This is a genomic window from Aureibacter tunicatorum (assembly GCF_036492635.1).
GTDB lineage: Bacteria > Bacteroidota > Bacteroidia > Cytophagales > Cyclobacteriaceae > Aureibacter > Aureibacter tunicatorum.
In genome coordinates this window covers 30,365-48,429 of sequence record NZ_AP025305.1, presented here as the reverse complement: position 1 = coordinate 48,429, position 18,065 = coordinate 30,365, and the positions used below count along the sequence as shown (strand labels likewise).

The 18,065-nt window shown below is 38.1% G+C and carries 22 protein-coding genes; 14 read left to right on the top strand and 8 right to left on the bottom strand.

Annotated elements, in window-relative coordinates; genetic code table 11:
* The first annotated feature begins 137 nt into the window (after positions 1–137).
* Genes AABK36_RS00185 through nth form a run of 3 tightly spaced genes read left to right on the top strand, consistent with a single transcriptional unit; the run spans position 138 to position 1,662 of the window.
* Positions 138–740 (top strand): RNA polymerase sigma factor, encoded by a 603-nt coding sequence (locus AABK36_RS00185; protein ID WP_309936986.1) that lies wholly within the window; start codon positions 138–140, stop codon positions 738–740.
* Entirely contained in the window at positions 721–957 is a 237-nt protein-coding gene (locus tag AABK36_RS00180) for a hypothetical protein (RefSeq protein WP_309936985.1), read from the top strand. Before AABK36_RS00185 ends, AABK36_RS00180 begins: the two co-directional genes overlap by 20 nt.
* Before the next feature lie 51 nt (positions 958–1,008).
* Positions 1,009–1,662 carry an endonuclease III gene (gene nth, locus AABK36_RS00175; RefSeq protein WP_309936984.1) on the top strand — a complete coding sequence of 218 codons (654 nt, stop codon included), beginning with the start codon at positions 1,009–1,011 and terminating at the stop codon, positions 1,660–1,662.
* A gap of 29 nt (positions 1,663–1,691) precedes the next feature.
* Here nth and AABK36_RS00170 read toward each other — a convergent pair whose 3' ends face one another.
* Both AABK36_RS00170 and AABK36_RS00165 read right to left on the bottom strand, forming a co-directional pair.
* Positions 1,692–2,279 (bottom strand): nicotinamide mononucleotide transporter, encoded by a 588-nt coding sequence (locus AABK36_RS00170; RefSeq protein WP_309936983.1) that lies wholly within the window; start codon positions 2,277–2,279, stop codon positions 1,692–1,694.
* Positions 2,280–2,334: 55 nt separating this feature from the next.
* A complete protein-coding gene (locus AABK36_RS00165; protein ID WP_309936982.1) occupies positions 2,335–2,565 on the bottom strand; it encodes a YgjV family protein in 231 nt (76 codons plus the stop codon).
* 208 nt (positions 2,566–2,773) lie between these two features.
* On the opposite strand from AABK36_RS00165, the gene cysK reads away from it, so the two are divergent.
* From cysK to AABK36_RS00120, 9 genes are all read left to right on the top strand, one after another.
* Positions 2,774–3,691, top strand: coding sequence for a cysteine synthase A (cysK, locus tag AABK36_RS00160; protein ID WP_309936981.1), 918 nt, complete (start codon positions 2,774–2,776; stop codon positions 3,689–3,691).
* An 88-nt stretch (positions 3,692–3,779) separates the two neighbouring features.
* On the top strand, positions 3,780–4,586 hold the full coding sequence (gene mazG, locus AABK36_RS00155; protein ID WP_309936980.1) for a nucleoside triphosphate pyrophosphohydrolase: 807 nt from the start codon (positions 3,780–3,782) through the stop codon (positions 4,584–4,586).
* Between the two features lie 96 nt (positions 4,587–4,682).
* Positions 4,683–5,291 carry a TetR/AcrR family transcriptional regulator gene (locus AABK36_RS00150; protein WP_309936979.1) on the top strand — a complete coding sequence of 203 codons (609 nt, stop codon included), beginning with the start codon at positions 4,683–4,685 and terminating at the stop codon, positions 5,289–5,291.
* Positions 5,292–5,429: 138 nt separating this feature from the next.
* On the top strand, positions 5,430–6,713 hold the full coding sequence (locus tag AABK36_RS00145; RefSeq protein ID WP_309936978.1) for a TolC family protein: 1,284 nt from the start codon (positions 5,430–5,432) through the stop codon (positions 6,711–6,713).
* Positions 6,714–6,761: 48 nt separating this feature from the next.
* Positions 6,762–7,646, top strand: coding sequence for an HlyD family secretion protein (locus tag AABK36_RS00140; RefSeq protein ID WP_309936977.1), 885 nt, complete (start codon positions 6,762–6,764; stop codon positions 7,644–7,646).
* Between the two features lie 12 nt (positions 7,647–7,658).
* The gene (locus tag AABK36_RS00135; RefSeq protein ID WP_309936976.1) at positions 7,659–8,570 is read left to right on the top strand and encodes an ABC transporter ATP-binding protein; all 912 of its coding nucleotides are present in this window, start codon (positions 7,659–7,661) and stop codon (positions 8,568–8,570) included.
* Entirely contained in the window at positions 8,560–9,288 is a 729-nt protein-coding gene (locus AABK36_RS00130) for an ABC transporter ATP-binding protein (RefSeq protein WP_309936975.1), read from the top strand. Before AABK36_RS00135 ends, AABK36_RS00130 begins: the two co-directional genes overlap by 11 nt.
* Entirely contained in the window at positions 9,285–10,394 is a 1,110-nt protein-coding gene (locus tag AABK36_RS00125) for an ABC transporter permease (protein WP_309936974.1), read from the top strand. Before AABK36_RS00130 ends, AABK36_RS00125 begins: the two co-directional genes overlap by 4 nt.
* Positions 10,391–11,512, top strand: a complete 1,122-nt coding sequence (locus tag AABK36_RS00120) for an ABC transporter permease (protein WP_309936973.1) — start codon at positions 10,391–10,393, stop codon at positions 11,510–11,512. Before AABK36_RS00125 ends, AABK36_RS00120 begins: the two co-directional genes overlap by 4 nt.
* A gap of 34 nt (positions 11,513–11,546) precedes the next feature.
* On the opposite strand, the gene glgP is transcribed toward AABK36_RS00120, so the two are convergent.
* The 6 genes from glgP to AABK36_RS00095 all read right to left on the bottom strand — a co-directional run bounded on the left by glgP (position 11,547) and on the right by AABK36_RS00095 (position 17,147).
* Entirely contained in the window at positions 11,547–13,208 is a 1,662-nt protein-coding gene (glgP, locus tag AABK36_RS00115; RefSeq protein ID WP_309936972.1) for an alpha-glucan family phosphorylase, read from the bottom strand.
* Positions 13,209–13,493: 285 nt separating this feature from the next.
* Complete coding sequence (locus AABK36_RS25380; RefSeq protein ID WP_374709111.1) at positions 13,494–13,655, bottom strand: FeoB-associated Cys-rich membrane protein; 162 nt, start codon at positions 13,653–13,655, stop codon at positions 13,494–13,496.
* A gap of 16 nt (positions 13,656–13,671) precedes the next feature.
* Complete coding sequence (locus AABK36_RS00110) at positions 13,672–14,466, bottom strand: inositol monophosphatase family protein (protein ID WP_309936971.1); 795 nt, start codon at positions 14,464–14,466, stop codon at positions 13,672–13,674.
* A gap of 25 nt (positions 14,467–14,491) precedes the next feature.
* Entirely contained in the window at positions 14,492–16,132 is a 1,641-nt protein-coding gene (lnt, locus tag AABK36_RS00105; RefSeq protein ID WP_309936970.1) for an apolipoprotein N-acyltransferase, read from the bottom strand.
* Between the two features lie 12 nt (positions 16,133–16,144).
* On the bottom strand, positions 16,145–16,834 hold the full coding sequence (gene rsmI / locus AABK36_RS00100; protein WP_309936969.1) for a 16S rRNA (cytidine(1402)-2'-O)-methyltransferase: 690 nt from the start codon (positions 16,832–16,834) through the stop codon (positions 16,145–16,147).
* Between the two features lie 73 nt (positions 16,835–16,907).
* On the bottom strand, positions 16,908–17,147 hold the full coding sequence (locus AABK36_RS00095) for a 4a-hydroxytetrahydrobiopterin dehydratase (RefSeq protein ID WP_309936968.1): 240 nt from the start codon (positions 17,145–17,147) through the stop codon (positions 16,908–16,910).
* 145 nt (positions 17,148–17,292) lie between these two features.
* Between AABK36_RS00095 and AABK36_RS00090 the strand changes: the two genes are divergently transcribed.
* Together AABK36_RS00090 and AABK36_RS00085 are read left to right on the top strand one after the other, a co-directional pair.
* Positions 17,293–17,544, top strand: a complete 252-nt coding sequence (locus tag AABK36_RS00090; RefSeq protein WP_309936967.1) for a phosphopantetheine-binding protein — start codon at positions 17,293–17,295, stop codon at positions 17,542–17,544.
* Positions 17,545–17,649: 105 nt separating this feature from the next.
* A complete protein-coding gene (locus AABK36_RS00085; protein ID WP_309936966.1) occupies positions 17,650–18,030 on the top strand; it encodes a hypothetical protein in 381 nt (126 codons plus the stop codon).
* Positions 18,031–18,065: the final 35 nt, after the last annotated feature.

The window sequence follows — 18,065 nt, the reverse complement described above, 5'->3', positions numbered from 1 at the left end:
AATCCAGTTTAACGGAAACAAGCCTTAAGAAACGGCCTTGGCCCTAATAACAAAACAAACAAGACTACATTCATTATTTTACGAACCCAAAAATAACTATATGGCGAAAGCTCTACGAAACCAAATTCTGAACTGCAATGGAAACCCTAACAAATCGCAAGGATGCCGAATTAATGAAGGCATACATGAATGGAGACGAAGAAGCTTTTGAAATACTCGTAAAAAAATACCAAGCTAAAATTTATACCACAATTTACATTATCGTAAAAGACGATTTTGTAGCCCAGGATCTGATGCAAGAAACATTTCTTAAGGTGATACAAAAAATCAGATCCGGGCTTTATAATGAAGAAGGCAAATTTTACCCTTGGGTAATGAGAATAGCCCATAACAAAGCTATCGACTATTACCGCAAACAAAAAAAGTATCCTACTGTCGAAATGGAAGATCGCAATGAGTTCATCGACTCTCTGCACCTTATTTCCGAAAGCGCTGAGGATATCAAAATGAAAGACGAAACCATCGCCACTCTTAAAATTCTGATCGAAGAACTCCCCGACAAGCAAAAAGAAGTGCTTATCATGAGAAACTTCATGCAAATGAGCTTTCAGGAAATCGCAGATCAGACCAATGTCAGCATAAATACTGCTCTTGGAAGAATGCGCTATGCTATCGTCAATCTTAGAAAAAAAATGATTGACACAAACAACCTAAATCATCATGAAAAAATTCTCGCCTAACGACTTGCTGAGATATATTTATGGAGAAACAAACGTTAACGAAACTCAAGATATTCAAATAGCTCTTTTGCATGACAATGAGTTATTTGAATCCTATCAAGAGATGGCTGAAACCATCAATTTCATCAACACAGCCAAAAAAAGCGCTCCGGAAAGCGTAATCAACAATATTCTGGCCTACTCAAAAAACCATCAAATCAATAAGGTCGAAAAATAAAGGCGCGATTATCCTTTTTTATTAAATTCGCATATCCGAAACAAAATGAAAATGCGAAGAAAAGAAAGATACGACGCCATCATAGATTACTTCCAGAAGCATAACCCCGATGCCGAAACAGAACTTAACTACAGCAATCCTTTCGAATTGCTAGTAGCTGTGATCTTAAGCGCGCAATGCACTGACAAAAGAATCAACTTAGTCACTCCCAAACTATTCGAGGACTTTCCTACACCAGAGCATTTGGCATCATCCAACTTCGACGAATTATTTCCATACATTAAATCGGTAAGCTACCCAAACAACAAAACCAAGCATTTGCTCGGCATGGGCAAAATGCTTGTGGAGGAGTTCGATAGTGAAATTCCGTCCACAACCAAAGAATTGCAAAAACTTCCCGGAGTGGGAAGAAAAACCGCCAATGTAATCACATCAGTAATTTTCGATCAGCCTTCGATGGCTGTGGATACGCATGTGTACAGAGTTTCAAAAAGAATAGGACTTGTGCCTTTGAAATCTAAAACGCCTTTGGAAGTGGAGAATTATCTCATCAAAAATATCCCCAAGGAGCACATTGCCACCGCACATCACTGGTTGATTTTACACGGCAGATACATTTGTCTGGCTAGAAAACCCAAATGCGAAGAATGCGGGATCAAAGCTTATTGCAGATATTACGCTAAAAACAACCCAATCATGCAATAGTCATGATTTTAGTACTAGATGACAGTGATTTAATCAGCAAGATCACTGTCTTCTTCGCCTTTTGACTCTTCGTACCATGATATATAGCCATAAATAGACAGTCCTGTTATCACCAAACAATAGAGCAAAGCGAAATAATAACTATGATAGAAGAAGTAAAATACACCTGCGAAATTAACGATCCCCACATAAACCCAAGCAGACATTATCTTATTTCCTATCAAGTATAAAATAATCAAGGTATATAAATTGATCAAAAATAAAGTCAAGTCTTCATCATATTGCAACCCAAAATCGTCCAGCCTAGTTCTTAACGCCACTTTAACCGCCAACAAGCACAAAGCCACCATATTTATAATCAAATGCTGAGACCCTGCCAATCGTTTGACTTTTATATCCAATCTTATCCACTTGATCCAATAATACAAGCCCAAGACAAAGTACACCAATTGCATCATAATCATCTCTCCCATATGCTTGTAATGCAACAAGTATCCGAAGGCCAATAAAAAAATCATCCAAAACAGCCAGCTATAAGTCTTTTGTTTGATCGCTAGATAGGTGAACAAGGTCAAGCTGATATATTGGCAAATTTGTAATAACAACTCAAAATCCATAGATAAAACCTCCTAAGAAATATAAGCTTTGGTTAGAATTTTTGTTTTGCCGTTTTCAAGAATCCTTCTTGCTATTTCCTCTAACCAATTGAACAATATTGATCACAATGATAATAAAATTGGAAATAGCAACTGGGTAAGCTTTAAGCAACATGCCGTATACCACAAAGCAAGTGCAAGCAAATGTATTCACAATCCTAAGCTTATTCACATCCCTGAAGGAAAAAGAAATAATTAGGGACACCATGGCCAAATAGCCAATCAATTCTGTATTATTAAATTCCATTTAGTAATTATTAGTTTTATAACTATCGAATTAGTAAATCCATTATTGTTCTACAAAAAATCATTTTCCGAAATAATTTAAAATTATATTAAACACATATGAATATTCCATTTTTCTTTTTTAACTTATGATAGTTTTCAATCGTATGATTCATAACATTGAATCATATATATCCGTATAGGAATATCCATACAAAACAATCTTACATATGAAAGCGAATAATATTCTTCAGACCATAGGCAATACGCCGCTTGTTAAAATCAACAGACTTTTTAACAAAGATATAGAAGTATGGATGAAACTGGAAAGAGCCAATCCAGGCGGGAGCATCAAGGATAGGATAGCATTATCCATGATCGAAGACGCTGAAGAAAAAGGCAACCTAACCAAAAACAGCGTTATCATCGAACCTACTTCAGGAAATACGGGAATCGGCCTTTCCATGGTCGCTGCTGTGAAAGGATATAGGCTTATCTTGGTGATGCCAGAATCCATGTCCATAGAAAGAAGAAGGCTGATGAGCATATACGGAGCGGAGCTTGTCTTGACTCCTAGAGAAAAAGGAATGGCCGGTGCGATTGAGAAAGCGAATCAAATGGCTGAGGAAATGGAAAACGCTTGGATTCCCATGCAATTTGACAATCCTGCCAATACTAAAGTTCACTTCGAAAAAACGGCGAAGGAAATCATCGAAGACATGCCCGAAGGCTTTGACTATATGATTACCGGCGTTGGAACAGGTGGACATATCACTGGTGTGGCGCATGCGCTCAAAGAGCAATACACAAAGTTGAAAGTATTCGCCGTAGAGCCTGAGTCTTCAAATGTAATCAGTGGAGGAGCTCCTGGACCACATCCTATACAAGGAATCGGCGCTGGATTCATCCCAAGCATTTTGGACACAGACATTCTTAATGGAGCAATCACCGTCAACCCTAGCGATGCTTTCGAATTCGCTAGAAGATTGGCCAAAGAAGAAGGTATATTCGCAGGTATATCTACAGGAGCTTCACTAGCCGCTATCGCGAAGAAACTGCCAGAGATTCCTATTGGCTCTAAAATCTTAACCTTCAACTATGATACTGGCGAAAGATACTTGTCAGTGGAAGGTCTATTTACTTTGTAATTCATAACACGTATTCAATAACCTGAGTCTGCCTGGCTTTACAGCTTTGCAGACTTTTTTATTTTATGGAAATGCTCTTTATTTGGATATGAAAAACTTGATCACACCTCCTGAAGATAATCGAAGACAAGAAAAGCTAGATGCATTCAGCCGATTGCTGACTATCATGGACGAGCTAAGACTGAATTGCCCTTGGGATAAAAAACAAACGATCGAAAGCATTAGGCACCTGACCATAGAAGAAACCTATGAGCTTTCCGACGCTATCTTGGAAAATGATATCGAAGAGGTTCGCAAAGAACTAGGCGATATCATGTTGCACATTGTCTTTTATTCCAAAATAGCTGATGAATTGGGTAAATTCGATATTGCCGAAGTGCTCAATGGCATCAGCGACAAACTTGTGTACAGACATCCTCACATTTACAGCGATACAGAAGTTGCCGACGAGGAAGAAGTTAAGCAAAATTGGGAAAAGCTAAAGCTTAAGGAGAAAGGCAAAAAATCAGTATTGCAAGGAGTTCCTAAATCTTTGCCAGCCTTAATCAAAGCTGTCAGAATACAAGACAAAGCAAGAGGAGTTGGTTTCGACTGGGAAAACAAGCAAGATGTTTGGAATAAAGTCGAAGAGGAACTTTCCGAATTCAAAGAGCATTTTAATCAAGGAGAAATTGTTGACAAGGAAAAAGCCAAGCAAGAGTTCGGCGACTTGTTATTTTCACTGGTCAATTACTCCCGATTCATAGACATTGATCCTGAAGAAGCATTGGAATTGACGAACAAGAAATTCATCAAACGATTCAATCACATAGAAAAAAGAGCCAAGGAAGAAGGCAAAGAACTCGGCGATATGTCGTTGGATGAAATGGATAGATACTGGAACGAGGCCAAATAATTGGCCTTTTTTATTTCATTTTTTTTCCTCATCATTTGACTTTTACCCATTTGGTTAATACATTGCCTTTATGTTTACCCAAATAGGTAAAAATTTATGCAAAATTCAGAAAACACTCAGAACAAAATACTTGAAGCCGCCAAAAACGAATTTTTCGAAAAAGGCTTCAAAGGCGCTAGAATGCAGGCTATTGCCGATAGAGCCAGCATAAACAAAGGCTTGCTTCATTATTATTTCAAATCGAAAGAGAAACTATTCAGCAAAGTCTTTGAAGAGAGTATTTTGATCATGTGGAAAGAGCTTTCATTGGAATTCAAAGAAGAGCAAACTTTTACAGATATGCTTGAGCAGGTCATAGACAAATATCTTGATACAATGAAGCAAAATGCTCTTTTGCCTAAATTTATCATTTCTGAAATCAATGAAGATCCTGAAATATTCATCAAGAGAAAAGAACTTATTGTCAGCACCAATATGATGCAAAAACTCATTAAAAAGCATCAAGAATCCATAGAAAAAGGAATTATAAAACCTATTCCATTCTTGCATATTGGAATGAGCATCATCTCCTTGGTTTCCTTTCCTTTTCTGATAAAACCTTTATACAAGGAGACTATAGACAAAGATGAAGCTGAATTCGCAAAATTTATAGAGCAAAGAAGAACAATCATAAAAAGCATGATTAGAAATCTTATTGCCATATAAAATCCTATTCTGCACAATCCTTGCAATTCATAATTAAATAAAATACATCGGGATTATCCCTATAAATAAGAGAGTGCTTGTCTATCAAATAATTGCTCTCGTTTTTTATTATAAATAGATTACCCAAATAGGTAAAAAATGAATAATTCACACACACTCAAAACCGTCATTTTGACCTTAAGCCTCTACCTGATCATCAGCATTGTCGCTTTTGGGCAAAATACCCATACGCTGGAGGATTGCCGCGAACTGGCAAAAGAGAACTACTTCACGCTTCAAAAGAAAGGCTTGTGGAATGAATCTGAGCAAGCGTCAATCAGCATGCTTGAAGCCGCTCAACTGCCTCAAATTTTCGTCATGGGAGAAGCTAAGTATGTCTCCGATGTTCCGCATCCAGACGCGCCTGTGCCTGGTTTTCCAACTTTGCCAAAGGATCAATACCAATTTTATGTTTCTGCCAACCAATTGATCTATCAAGGTGGACATATCAAACAGCTTAAACAGGTGGAAGCTCTTAAATCTTCTACGGAAATTCAAAAACTTGAAGTTGATTGGTACAACCATGAGCAAAAGGTGGACGCCTTGTTTTTCAACGCTTTTCTGCTCGAGGAAAATAAAAAATCCATTGACTTGGCCAAGGCTAACATAGGAAGGCAACTGGAAGAAGTGGAATCTAGAGTAAAAGCAGGATCAGTGCTTCCATATCAACTAGATTATCTAAAAGCTGAAAATATAAAACTAGATCAACAGCTTGTCACCATTAATGCTCAGAAAAAAGCTGTGCTGGATGCTTTATCCATTTACACTGCGACCGACTTGTCAAGTATAGACCAACTACTGCTGACCGATACTGAAGCTGCCATGCCTTTGAATATTGAAAATATTCAAAGACCGGAACTTAAGCTAATGGATGAGCAGATTAACCTTTTGACAGGTCAAAACGAAGTCTATACTTCATTGCGAATGCCTAAACTGGAAGCTTTTGGCATCACAGGTTATGGCCAGCCGGGCTACAACTTTTTCAACCCGAATTTCGACTTCTACTATCAGTTTGGAGCCAAATTCTCTTGGAATATCTATGACTGGAAGAAAACGAAAAACCAGAAAAAGCTGAATACCCTGCAAGTCCAAATGATAAACAAGGAAAAGGACCAGTTTTTACAAGATTTGGAAACAGCTATTTCAAAACAGAACAGGCACATAGATGAATACCAAAGCCTGCTTTCAAAAGATGATGAAGAAATTGAAATCAGAGAACGAATACTCCAAGCCGAATCATCAAGGCTCAAAAATGGAGTAATCAACGGCTCCGACTTTGTAAAAGCAGTCAATGAATCTAAAGATGCGACGGTAAGAAAAAACATGCACAGAATCCAGCTTATACAAGCCAAATACGGACTGGAAACACTTTTAGGGTTTTAATAAATTAATCATCTAAGGACTTAGTCTTCAAAATAGAATAATACAGACATGAAAATATTAAATAAACTTATATTGCTTACAATCGCGATAGTGGCATTCTCAAGCTGCAATGAAGAAGAAAAAGCGGATGCTTATGGCAACTTTGAATCCACTGAAGTTACCGTTTCCGCAGAGGCTAATGGCAAATTGATCTCATTCAATCTTGAAGAAGGAGATTCAAAAACGCAAAATTCGATAGTTGGTCAAGTGGATACTGTCGCCCTTCACCTTCAAAAGAATGTCCTTTTAGCAAAGATAGAATCTACGGAAGCTAAAAAGCCAAATGTTCTTACCCAAGTGAAAGTTCTTAAATCTCAACTTAATACCGCTCAAATTGAGCTTAACAGAGTAAAGAAACTATTTGAAGACGCCGCGGCCACGCAACAGCAACTCGATCAAGCTAACGGTCAAGTGGACGTACTAAAAGACCAAATCAAAAACGTTCAAACAAATTATTTGTCTATCGACACTGAACTTTATTCCATACAAGCTCAAATAGACCAAGTAAATGATCAAATTGAAAAAGCGACAATCACCAATCCTATCAATGGCATTATCTTGACTAAATTAGCGGAAGAAGGCGAATACACTTCCACAGGAAAGCCTCTCTATAGAATTTCCAACCTCTCTGAACTAGATCTTAGGGCATTTGTGGATGAAACTCAACTTCACAGCATCAAACTTGGACAGACTGTCAAAGTCTTAATCGACAAGTCTAAAAAAGAGACCAAAGAATATTCAGGAACAATCACTTGGGTATCAAGCGAAGCAGAATTCACACCCAAGACTATTCAGACGAAAAAAGAAAGAGTGAACCTAGTCTATGCTATAAAAATAAGGGTAAAAAATGATGGTTCTCTTAAAATTGGGATGCCTGCAGAAGTATGGTTTTAGATGGCGATGTATATGGTAACTGTAGAGAATCTAGTCAAAAACTACAAAAAAGTAGAGGCTGTCAAGAATATTTCATTCAGTGTCAATAAAGGAGAAATATTCGGATTGATAGGCCCTGACGGCGCTGGCAAAACATCAATATTCAGAATGCTGGCTTCGCTTATCATTCCTGATAGCGGAAAAATAACTTTAAACGACTTTGATCCTGTTAATCAATATGAGAATGTCAGAGAGTGCATTGGTTATATGCCCGGCAAATTCTCATTATACCAAGACCTTAGCGTTGAGGAAAATTTATCATTTTTTGCATCGATGTTCTCCACGACTATCGAAGCCAATTATGATTTGATCAAAGACATTTATGTGCAAATAGAACCCTTCAAGGATCGCAGAGCCGGAGCATTGTCCGGGGGAATGAAGCAAAAGCTAGCCCTTTGTTGCGCGTTGATCCATAAGCCTGTGGTTCTATTGCTTGATGAACCTACGACGGGTGTTGATCCTGTTTCCCGAAAAGAATTTTGGCATATGCTCAAAAAGCTCAAGGAAAAAGACATCACCATAATCGTATCCACGCCTTACATGGATGAAGCTGAAAGTTGCGACAGAGTCGCTTTGGTACAAGATGGAGAAATATTAAAAATCGACAGTCCGGAAAGTATTGCCAACGACTATGAAAACAAACTTCTATGGATCAAAGCTAAGGATATGTTCAAGCTTCTCAATACATTAAGAAGCATTCCGGAAGTGATCTCCGCTTATTCTTTTGGCGAACATGTGCATGTCACAATTGCCAAGGACAAGCAATTAAGCGAAGCTTTAATCAATGAGTTAAGCGATATAGAAGGTTTGGAAATATTGCCAGGAAAACCTACAATCGAGGACAGCTTCATGGCATTGGGAAAGGAGGAAAGCAATGGAAAATGACCTGATCATAAAAGCCGATAAACTCACCAAGCGATTCGGGACCTTCGCGGCGGTCAATGAAATCAGCTTTGAAGTCAAAAAAGGTGAAATATTCGGATTTCTGGGTGCCAATGGAGCTGGAAAGACTACCGCTATGCGCATACTTTCGGGACTGTCCATCCCCACTTCTGGGCAAGCAATGGTCGCTGGATATGACGTTTGGAAAGAAACTGAGAAAATTAAGCAAAACATCGGATACATGAGCCAAAAGTTCTCGCTGTATGAAGATCTTACCATCAAGGAAAATATCCGTTTTTTTGGAGGAATTTACCGCATGGCTGATCGACAGATCAAAGAAAATTCATCGGCATTATTGGCTGATCTTGGCATGGAAAGCGAAGCGAACAAACTTGTAGGCTCGCTTCCACTGGGCTGGAAGCAAAAGCTGGCTTTCTCGGTTTCTATTTTCCATGATCCAAAAATTGTCTTTCTGGACGAACCAACAGGCGGTGTCGATCCTGTTACGAGAAGGAAATTCTGGGATATGATCTATCAAGCTTCTGACAGAGGTATGACAATCTTTGTCACTACTCACTATATGGATGAAGCTGAATACTGCGACAGAGTATCCATCATGGTTAGCGGAAAAATAGAAGCTCTTGACAGTCCTGCGGGCCTGAAAGAGCAATTTAGTGTCAACTCTATGGAAGATGTATTTCTTAAATTAGCCCGACCATGAACAAGTTATTTCATTTTGTAAAAAAAGAAATCCTCCACATACTCAGAGACTCCAGAACGATTCTCGTAGTATTCGGCTTGCCTCTTATTCAGGTAATGATATTTGGTTATGCCATTAGAAATGAAGTGGAGCATGTGGACATCATGTTTTTCGACCAATCGAAAGACCAGACTACGGAAAGGCTCAAAAACAAAATCGTCTCAACGGATAATTTTGACTATGCGGGATCAGTATACAATATCGTTGATGCAGAGAGCACATTCAAAAATGGAAATGCAAAAGTTGTACTGGTATTAGGTCAAAACTTTGAGCGAAACTTAAGGAATGGTAAAGGCGCTGATATTCAAATTCTTCTTGATGCCTCAGACCCCAACTCAGCCACTACCATCAACAACTACTTGACAGCAATCATCGGAAGTTTTCAAAAGGAACTAAGCTCAGGAGAGCAAATGCAATACACAATTATTCCTGAAGTCAGAATGCTTTACAATGAAAGTTTAGCCAGCGCAAAATTATTTGTTCCAGGGATATTAGGAGTAATCTTGCTTATAGTATCAGCGATGATAACTTCTATCTCACTGACTAAGGAAAAAGAGCTCGGTACTATGGAAATCCTATTGGCCTCGCCTTTGAAACCTTGGATGATTATTGTCGGCAAGTTGCTTCCTTATATAGTAATTTCCTTCATTAATGCATGCGTCATCTTGTTCATTGGGTATGTTGTCTTTGATGTTGCTGTCAAAGGAAGCTTGCTCCTGTTATTTGGAGAATCGTTGCTTTATGTGCTTGTGTCACTGGCATTGGGAACTCTGATATCAATAACTTCCGAATCGCAACAAGTAGCGCTGATGAAAAGTCTATTCGCGCTGATGATGCCTTCTATTTTACTATCCGGGTATATATTCCCAATAGAAAATATGCCTAAGGCTCTTCAATACATCAGCACTATCATGCCAGCAAGATGGTATATTGATATCATTCGATCCATTATGCTCAAAGGTGTCGGTCTTGAGGTGCTTTGGAAGCAAACATTGATTCTCGCGACAATGGCCTTTGTGCTTATATCAATCAGTATTAAAAAATTCAAAATCAGACTTGAGCCATGAGAACAATAAAATTTCTATTGCAAAAAGAGTTTCTGCAAATCTTCAGGAACAAGTCGATGATTCCTATGATATTCATTATGCCTATAGTTCAGATTTTGGTGTTGCCTCTTACAGCAACATTTGAAATCAAAAATGGCAAAATCATCATAGTGGATCAAGACATGAGCCATACATCCAGAAACTTGATCAGCAACTTTGAAGGAAGCGAATATTTTGAAGTGTTGCCTAGCTATTTTTCACAAAAAGAAGCGGAAAAAGAAATCATCAATGGCAAAACGGACATGATCATGATCATTCCTCAAAACTTCAGCAAAGATCTCTCTAGCAAGGGAAATGCTAAGCTTATGATGCGAATGAATGCCATCGATGGCTCAAAAGCCGGTATACTCTCATCTTATGCCCAAAGCATCATCCAGACCTACAATCAAGAGATTCGCATGGACTGGGGAGGAACATTATCCGGCATATGGGATGTGCCTGTCATCAGAACGACATTTTCATACTGGTACAATCCTGAACTCAACTACAAGCCATACATGGTCTCAGGCATATTGGCAGTGTTGGTAACCATGATTTGCGTATTTCAATCCTCCATGAATATTGTCAAAGAGAAGGAAATAGGCACGATCGAGCAAATCAATGTTACACCTATACAAAAACATGAGTTTATTATAGGCAAGCTTCTTCCATTCTGGATTATCGGCATGTTTGTGCTCACCTTAGGACTATTTGCTTCAAAGATTGTCTATGGCATAGTATTTCTTGGCAGCCTTTGGATCATATTCAGCTTTGCCGCTATCTACATGATATGCGTATTGGGCATAGGTTTGTTGATTTCCACATTCAATGATACACAACAACAGTCTATGTTTATCGCTTGGTTTTTCATGATGATATTCATTCTCTTGAGCGGAATGTTCACCTCTCTGGATTCCATGCCTCAATGGGCTCAATATATCGCATGGTGCAATCCGCTGACATATTTGATCAATGTCAATCGTATGGTGCTTATGAAAGGCAGCGGCTTTGAAGATGTGAGTTGGATGTTTGGAGTGATTACCATTTATGCAATCGTAGTGAACGTCGCTGCTGTTGCCAATTACAAAAAGACATCATAAAAAAAGCCTTCTTAATTGAAGGCTTTTTTTAATATTATTTCTTATAGTTATAAACGTTGTCGTAATATTCTGTCACCATTCTTCCTGAATCAAAGAACGAATCCACATCCTTGATTCCATTTACTACAATATCAAACCAATGATCCGGCTTTTCATAATAGCTAGGAATGATTTTGTTCTCTAGAATATCATACAAGTTGTTCAAGTCTTCAAGATCTTGGTCGTGAACAGGCAACTTGTAGTCGATAGCAGGCAGTACGAAGCTATTCTTTCCGTCTTTAGCAAACTCAGGTATCCAACCATCATCTGTAGACAAGTTTACAGAACCATTCATCGCTGCGGTCATACCGCTTGTTCCAGAAGCTTCTCTGGTAATTCTCGGATTATTCAACCAAACATCAGAGCCTTTCTTCAACAAACGAGATAATTTCAACTCGTATCCTACAAGAATTGCCGCTTTATTGTAATGCTCAGTCATTCTCACTAAACTATTGAAAGTGTGAATGGCATTGTAATCCATTGGGTAAGGCTTTCCTGCCCAGATAATTTGCACCGGTTGATCCTTTCTTCTCATCAATCTGTGGAACCTTGCGGCATCTCTTGTTATCAGATCTGGTCTTTTATATTCAGCAAACCTTCTAGCCCATACAATCGTCAATACATCCGGATCAAACAATTCTCCAGTTTGATCAGCAACCTCAGCGAATAATTCTTCCTTGAATTTTCTCTTGATTTTCCAATAAGCTTCCTTATCACCACTCAAAGCGGCGTCCTCAAGATCTTTATCCGCCCAGTAAGTTCTATTTTGCGCATTTGTAACATGGATTATCGGACAAATTTCTTTTTGTCCTCCCCATATTCCTCTGGACACTTCGCCATGCAATTTGGACACACCATTGGAAATATGCGAAAGTCTCAAAGCCACCAAGCTATGATTGAATATCGAATCCTTTACTCCAGTGATTTTTCGAACTTCTTCCAAAGGCGTTCCGCAGAAGAAGCCCATTCTATCCAACAAGCCAATATCATGCTTCTCATTCCCCGCTTCCTCTGGCGTGTGTGTTGTAAAAACAAACTTGTCTTTTACCTTTTTAAGGTCTTTATGCTTGTCATAATAATAAAACGCCGCCGACAATGCATGCGCTTCATTCAAATGGTATACTTCCGGATCGTAATCCAACATATCAAGAAGCTTAGCTCCTCCAACTCCAAGCAAAATGCTCTGCGCTATTTTTGCCGATGGGTCTGAGTCGTAAAGCTTATGGCACGTGGATTGAGCCAAATAATCGTTTTCAGGTAGGTCTGTGCTTAACAAGAACATTGGCACAGTATTGAAAACTTTAGGATCAAGATAGTATACTTTCACAGCTACCGGATGATCATTGATTTCAATATTGAACTTGATCTTGGTATCCTTCAAGAAGCTATATCTCTTTTCTTGAAAAAGAACATCCATGGATTGATCTCCTTTGCGAATTTGATCATAATATCCATATTTCCACAAAATTCCAATGCCTATAGTATTCTGCTTCATTTCATAAGCCGACCTCATATGCGAGCCCGCCAAGAAACCTAAACCTCCTGAATATATCTTCAAAGGTTGGTCAATGGCGAATTCCATTGAGAAGTAAACGACTGATTTCTTGAATTTCGGGTCAAATTCATAAGGGTGTTTATACTCTTCTGGCAACTTCATAATTCATACTTTTTTTAAAAAAACTTTGCCTATGAAAAAGATACCAAATAACACTCATTAATGTTATTCTGATGATATCATATACTCGATTATCCTAAATTTAAAATTAAAATATTTAGCAATCAACTTTATTTAAACGCGTAAAATCGACCAAATACCATGCAATTAAATTAACTAAACCAATATTATGTTATAAAATTAAACCAATAACGAAATGCTTATCCCTGCAAAAGTCAAATGAAAGCTTTCAAAAAATTGATTTTAACGAAATATTATAAGACGAAACTAATTTTGACTTGATTTTTCCACGCTGGCGGAACATTTAGAGCATCCTGAGGATTGACATGAATTTTCACTGTTGGAATTCTTTTTTATCGGAAAAAATTTTCTAAAAACATAAAAAACAGATATTCCGAAAAGAAAAATAACGATCAAATTCTGAATCATAGCCTTATAGTTTTACTTATTTCCAATACTTGCTGATAGACGCTAGCAGTTGTTTCGTTACATTGCCACCTGCGACAATTTCTTTTCCAAACACATAATCGCCGCCTGCATGGAAGTCAGAAACTTGTCCTCCAGCCTCGCTTACGATCAAAGCTCCAGCGGCAACATCCCATGGCTTTAGGTTGTATTCGAAAAAAGCATCCATTCTTCCACAAGCCACATACACCAAATCAACAGCCGCTGTACCCATGCGCCTTATTCCATGAGTAGAACGCATTAAGCTTTCAAGTATTTTCAAATAAGAATCCAAATGCTCGAAATAGGTAAATGGAAAACCTGTGGCTATAAGACTTTCACCCAAGTCGGATTTGTCGCTTACTGAGATTCTTTCGCCATTGCAAAAAGCTCCCTTGCCTTTGATCGCAGAAAATACTTCATCTCTATTCGGCTCGAATACAACACCAAGCAACAACTCATCATTATGCATCAATGCTATGCTCACTGCGTAAATGGGCAATCCATGCAAGAAGTTTGTCGTGCCATCCAAAGGATCCACAATCCAAGTATACTCTTTTCTCTCGGATTCAATCATGCCTTCCTCTGTCAAAAATCCAGATTCAGGCAATATTTCCTGCAAGCCTTCAATGATTATCTTTTCAGCATTGCGGTCAACATATGAAACCAGATCATGCAATCCTTTGGTCTCTATTTTGGAAGAGTCAAAACCTTCGCTCTCTTTTCTTATAAAGCGACCAGCCTTTTTGGCTACTTCAATGGTTTCAGATACTATTTGATCGATTGAATTCATCATAAAAATATTCGCTTGCTTTAAAATTTTAGTTTTTGCGAATGCCATAAATCTTATAGCGAACTATCGTTGATATGAGTATGAAGAGGGCGAACCACTCACTCATCCTGCCGATATAATCGCCATACCTAACAAATACGCTTTGAAATTCATTAAGTTCCACATCAGAGCGAATTACAGCAGGTTCCCAGTACTTTGTGGCTTTCGTAATATTTCCTCTTTGATCTATAAAAGCTGAAATCCCAGTATTCGCGCATCTAGCAATAGACCTTCTTGTTGAAACAGCCAATAACGATGCGTACCTCAAATGTTGTTTATGTCCTTCAGTGTTCTCCCACCAACCATCATTGGTAATCAAAAATATTATCTGAGATCCCTTTTTCACATATTCCGCCATGAAGTCGTCATATACAGACTCATAGCATATCGCAGGAGCCACAGCCACATCTCCTGAATTAAAATTAGATCTTTCATCCTGAATACCTAAACTTCCAACTGTTCCTCCCAAATCAAAAGCATAAGAAATATTATTGAAAATCTCAGGATAGGGAACAATTTCAACTCCCGGAACCAATTTCGATTTATGATAAAAATGCAACTGATTTTTCTTATCTATAAACAAACCAGTATTGTACACATCATAATAACCTATATTTTCTCGAAACCTAGATGTGGAGGTTTTCTTCTTTTCTTCTTGAACCTTGTAAGTAGTCAAACCCGTCAATAAAGATAACTCAGGATAATTCGATTTGAAATTCAATATTTCCCTGACAAACCTGTATTGCGTCAATTTCTCTTCATTGGCATTGATATCAATAGCGGTTTCCGGCCACAATAAGAATGCAGTGCTATCAGATAGCTTTTCCTTCGACATGCTAATAAACCTATCAACTTGCTCCCTGACAGGTATATAATTTTTACCTCCCTCAAACTTTTCTTTATAAGGATCAATATTAGGTTGAACCACCACGACCTCCACAGATTCTCCCTTATGATTATAATGATGATATATATAGCTTGAAAAGATCATCGGCAACAATATCAACAACAAGGAAGCAATGATCATTTTCAATCGAACCTTGCTCTTATAAGAATCGGATAAATACTTATTCCAAACGCTGAAAATAAAAACATTAACCATCAATACCCATAAACTGCCTCCCAGCTTTCCTGTGTATTCATACCATTGCACCCATTCTGGCTTCATGGCAAATGCATTGCCCAATGTCAGCCAAGGCCATGATATGTCCCAAGTGAGATGAATCTTTTCAAACGCCAGCCAATAAATCACAAAACTTCCCAATGACCAAGTCAAACTTCTTGTCACACGCAATGTAAAAAAATAGCACATTACAGGCAATGCCATAAATAAACTATTGAGCACGACCATCGCAACAGCGCCTCCCATAGTGGCATGCCTTACCCACCAAGTGGTGCTAATATTCCATATTATAAACAATGTATATGTCGTGATAAAAGCTCTTCTCGTCTTCCATTTTCTCGATGATTCCTCTATCACTTGAAGGGAAGCCAACAATGGCACGAATGAAATAAAAATAAGAGGCGTAATTTCATTAACAGGCCATGAAAGCCTGAAGCAAACAGCACTCAAGATCATCATCAGAGGGACAAAGAAAATAGAGTGCTTGAAAGATCTATGATTAATCATTTTTAGATAGTATTAGACTGGCTTGTAATCTTTTCCTGCGACTACTACTACCATCTCACCTTTTATCTTTCTCTCTGTTATCGCCACCAATACTTCTTCAACTGTCCCTGTAATAGTCTCTTCGTATAATTTGGTTAACTCTCTGGATATGGATATATATCGATCCTCTCCCATGAATTCCTTAAACTGTTCCACAGCTTTATTGATTCGATGAGGTGATTCGTACAATATCACCGTCCTTTTTTCCTCGGCAATCTCCTTGATTCGGGTTTGGCGTCCTTTTTTATGTGGCAAAAAGCCCTCAAAGACAAAACGATCCGTTGGAAATCCCGACTTTATCAAAGCTGGCACAAATGCTGTGGCTCCCGGAAGAGCTTCAACTTCTATTTCATTTGCCAAACATTCTCTTACCAATAAATAACCAGGGTCGGAAATAGCTGGTGTTCCCGCATCGGAAACCAAAGCTATATTCTCGCCTTCATTGATTCTTTCGATGATAGGAGCTAGAACTTTATGCTCATTATGAATGTGATAACTTTTCAAAGGCTTTGTTATTTCATAATGCTTCAACAGCACTGAAGACGTTCGTGTATCCTCAGCCAAAATGCTGTCTACTTCTTTCAGCACATTCAAAGCCCTCAAAGTAATATCTTCCAAGTTCCCTATAGGTGTAGGAACTATATATAATTTTCCTTTATCCATGATAAGGCAAAGTTAAGCAGAAAAGGCCATGTTCCAAGCACGGCCTTTTCCCATCGCCAATTAATTAGGTCCGCTAATATTTCTCGGCAATCAGATCTATTTCTTTTGCAAGTTTTCGATCCTTTTCCGTTACAATATCTCCTTCGTCATGCGTGTTAAGTTCTATTTGAACTCTATTATACACGTTTGTCCAGTTTGGATGATGATTATGCTTTTCAGCAATCATCGCCACTTGAGTCATGAATGAAAAGGCTTCAATAAAGTCCTTGAAAATAAATAGCCTAACCAGTTTATTATCTTTTTCTTGCCACATGCGCTTTAAAAATATTTTTGTATTTTGTACATCAAAATAAATACTATTTCATCGGAAAAAATGTTATTGATGTCAATAGCATTTCAACGCACTCTAAGATAGTATTTTATAATAGACAATAAACTTAAATTAAAAATATTTTTACATGGATTCATACTTTACAAAAGTCAAGGCGATGTTGGTGGCATTGGGGGCTGACGAAAAAATTATCACTATGGATTCCGACATAATGAATGATTTGGGACTTTCTTCTGTGGATGTTGTGGACTTGATATATAGTGTGGAAACAGCGTATGATATCAAAATACCGGAAAACAGCTATGCTGAACTCAATACAGTCAAAGCTCTGATCGAATACATCAAAGACAATGTGTCTCCTTATCTGATGGAGCACTAAAAGTTTTGCCTCAAAATCCATTTAACAAATTTTATCATTTATAAGAACATAAAATGGTTATTTGAGGCAAAAAAGTCTTACTTTCGCGAAATAATTGAACCCCGAATGAAACTGATAAGGTCATATATAAAAATTTCGCGCAACTGGCTAGTAATATTCTTCAGCCTGCACATACTCAATGTGAGCGTGGATATAGACGGATTGATTTCCGTCCATGACCGAATTGAAATCGAAAGAAAAAGCTTAAATAAATTTGAAAGCTTGGCGGAGATGGTCTATTTCTTAATATTTGATGACCACTTGCCTGACAACCCATTTTCAGTCAATGAAAATAAAGGGATAAAATACATTCCAAGCTTCAGCTTCGATCTGGATATTCCCGAAATGCCTGCAAGGGAATTTTTCGAAAAACCTTTCTCACTGTTTATCAGCAGACTATACAATAGTCCTGTCAGTGATTTAATATCACCTCCTCCCCAATACTAAGTTGCAATACACTCATCATTCGCACTTATATCACG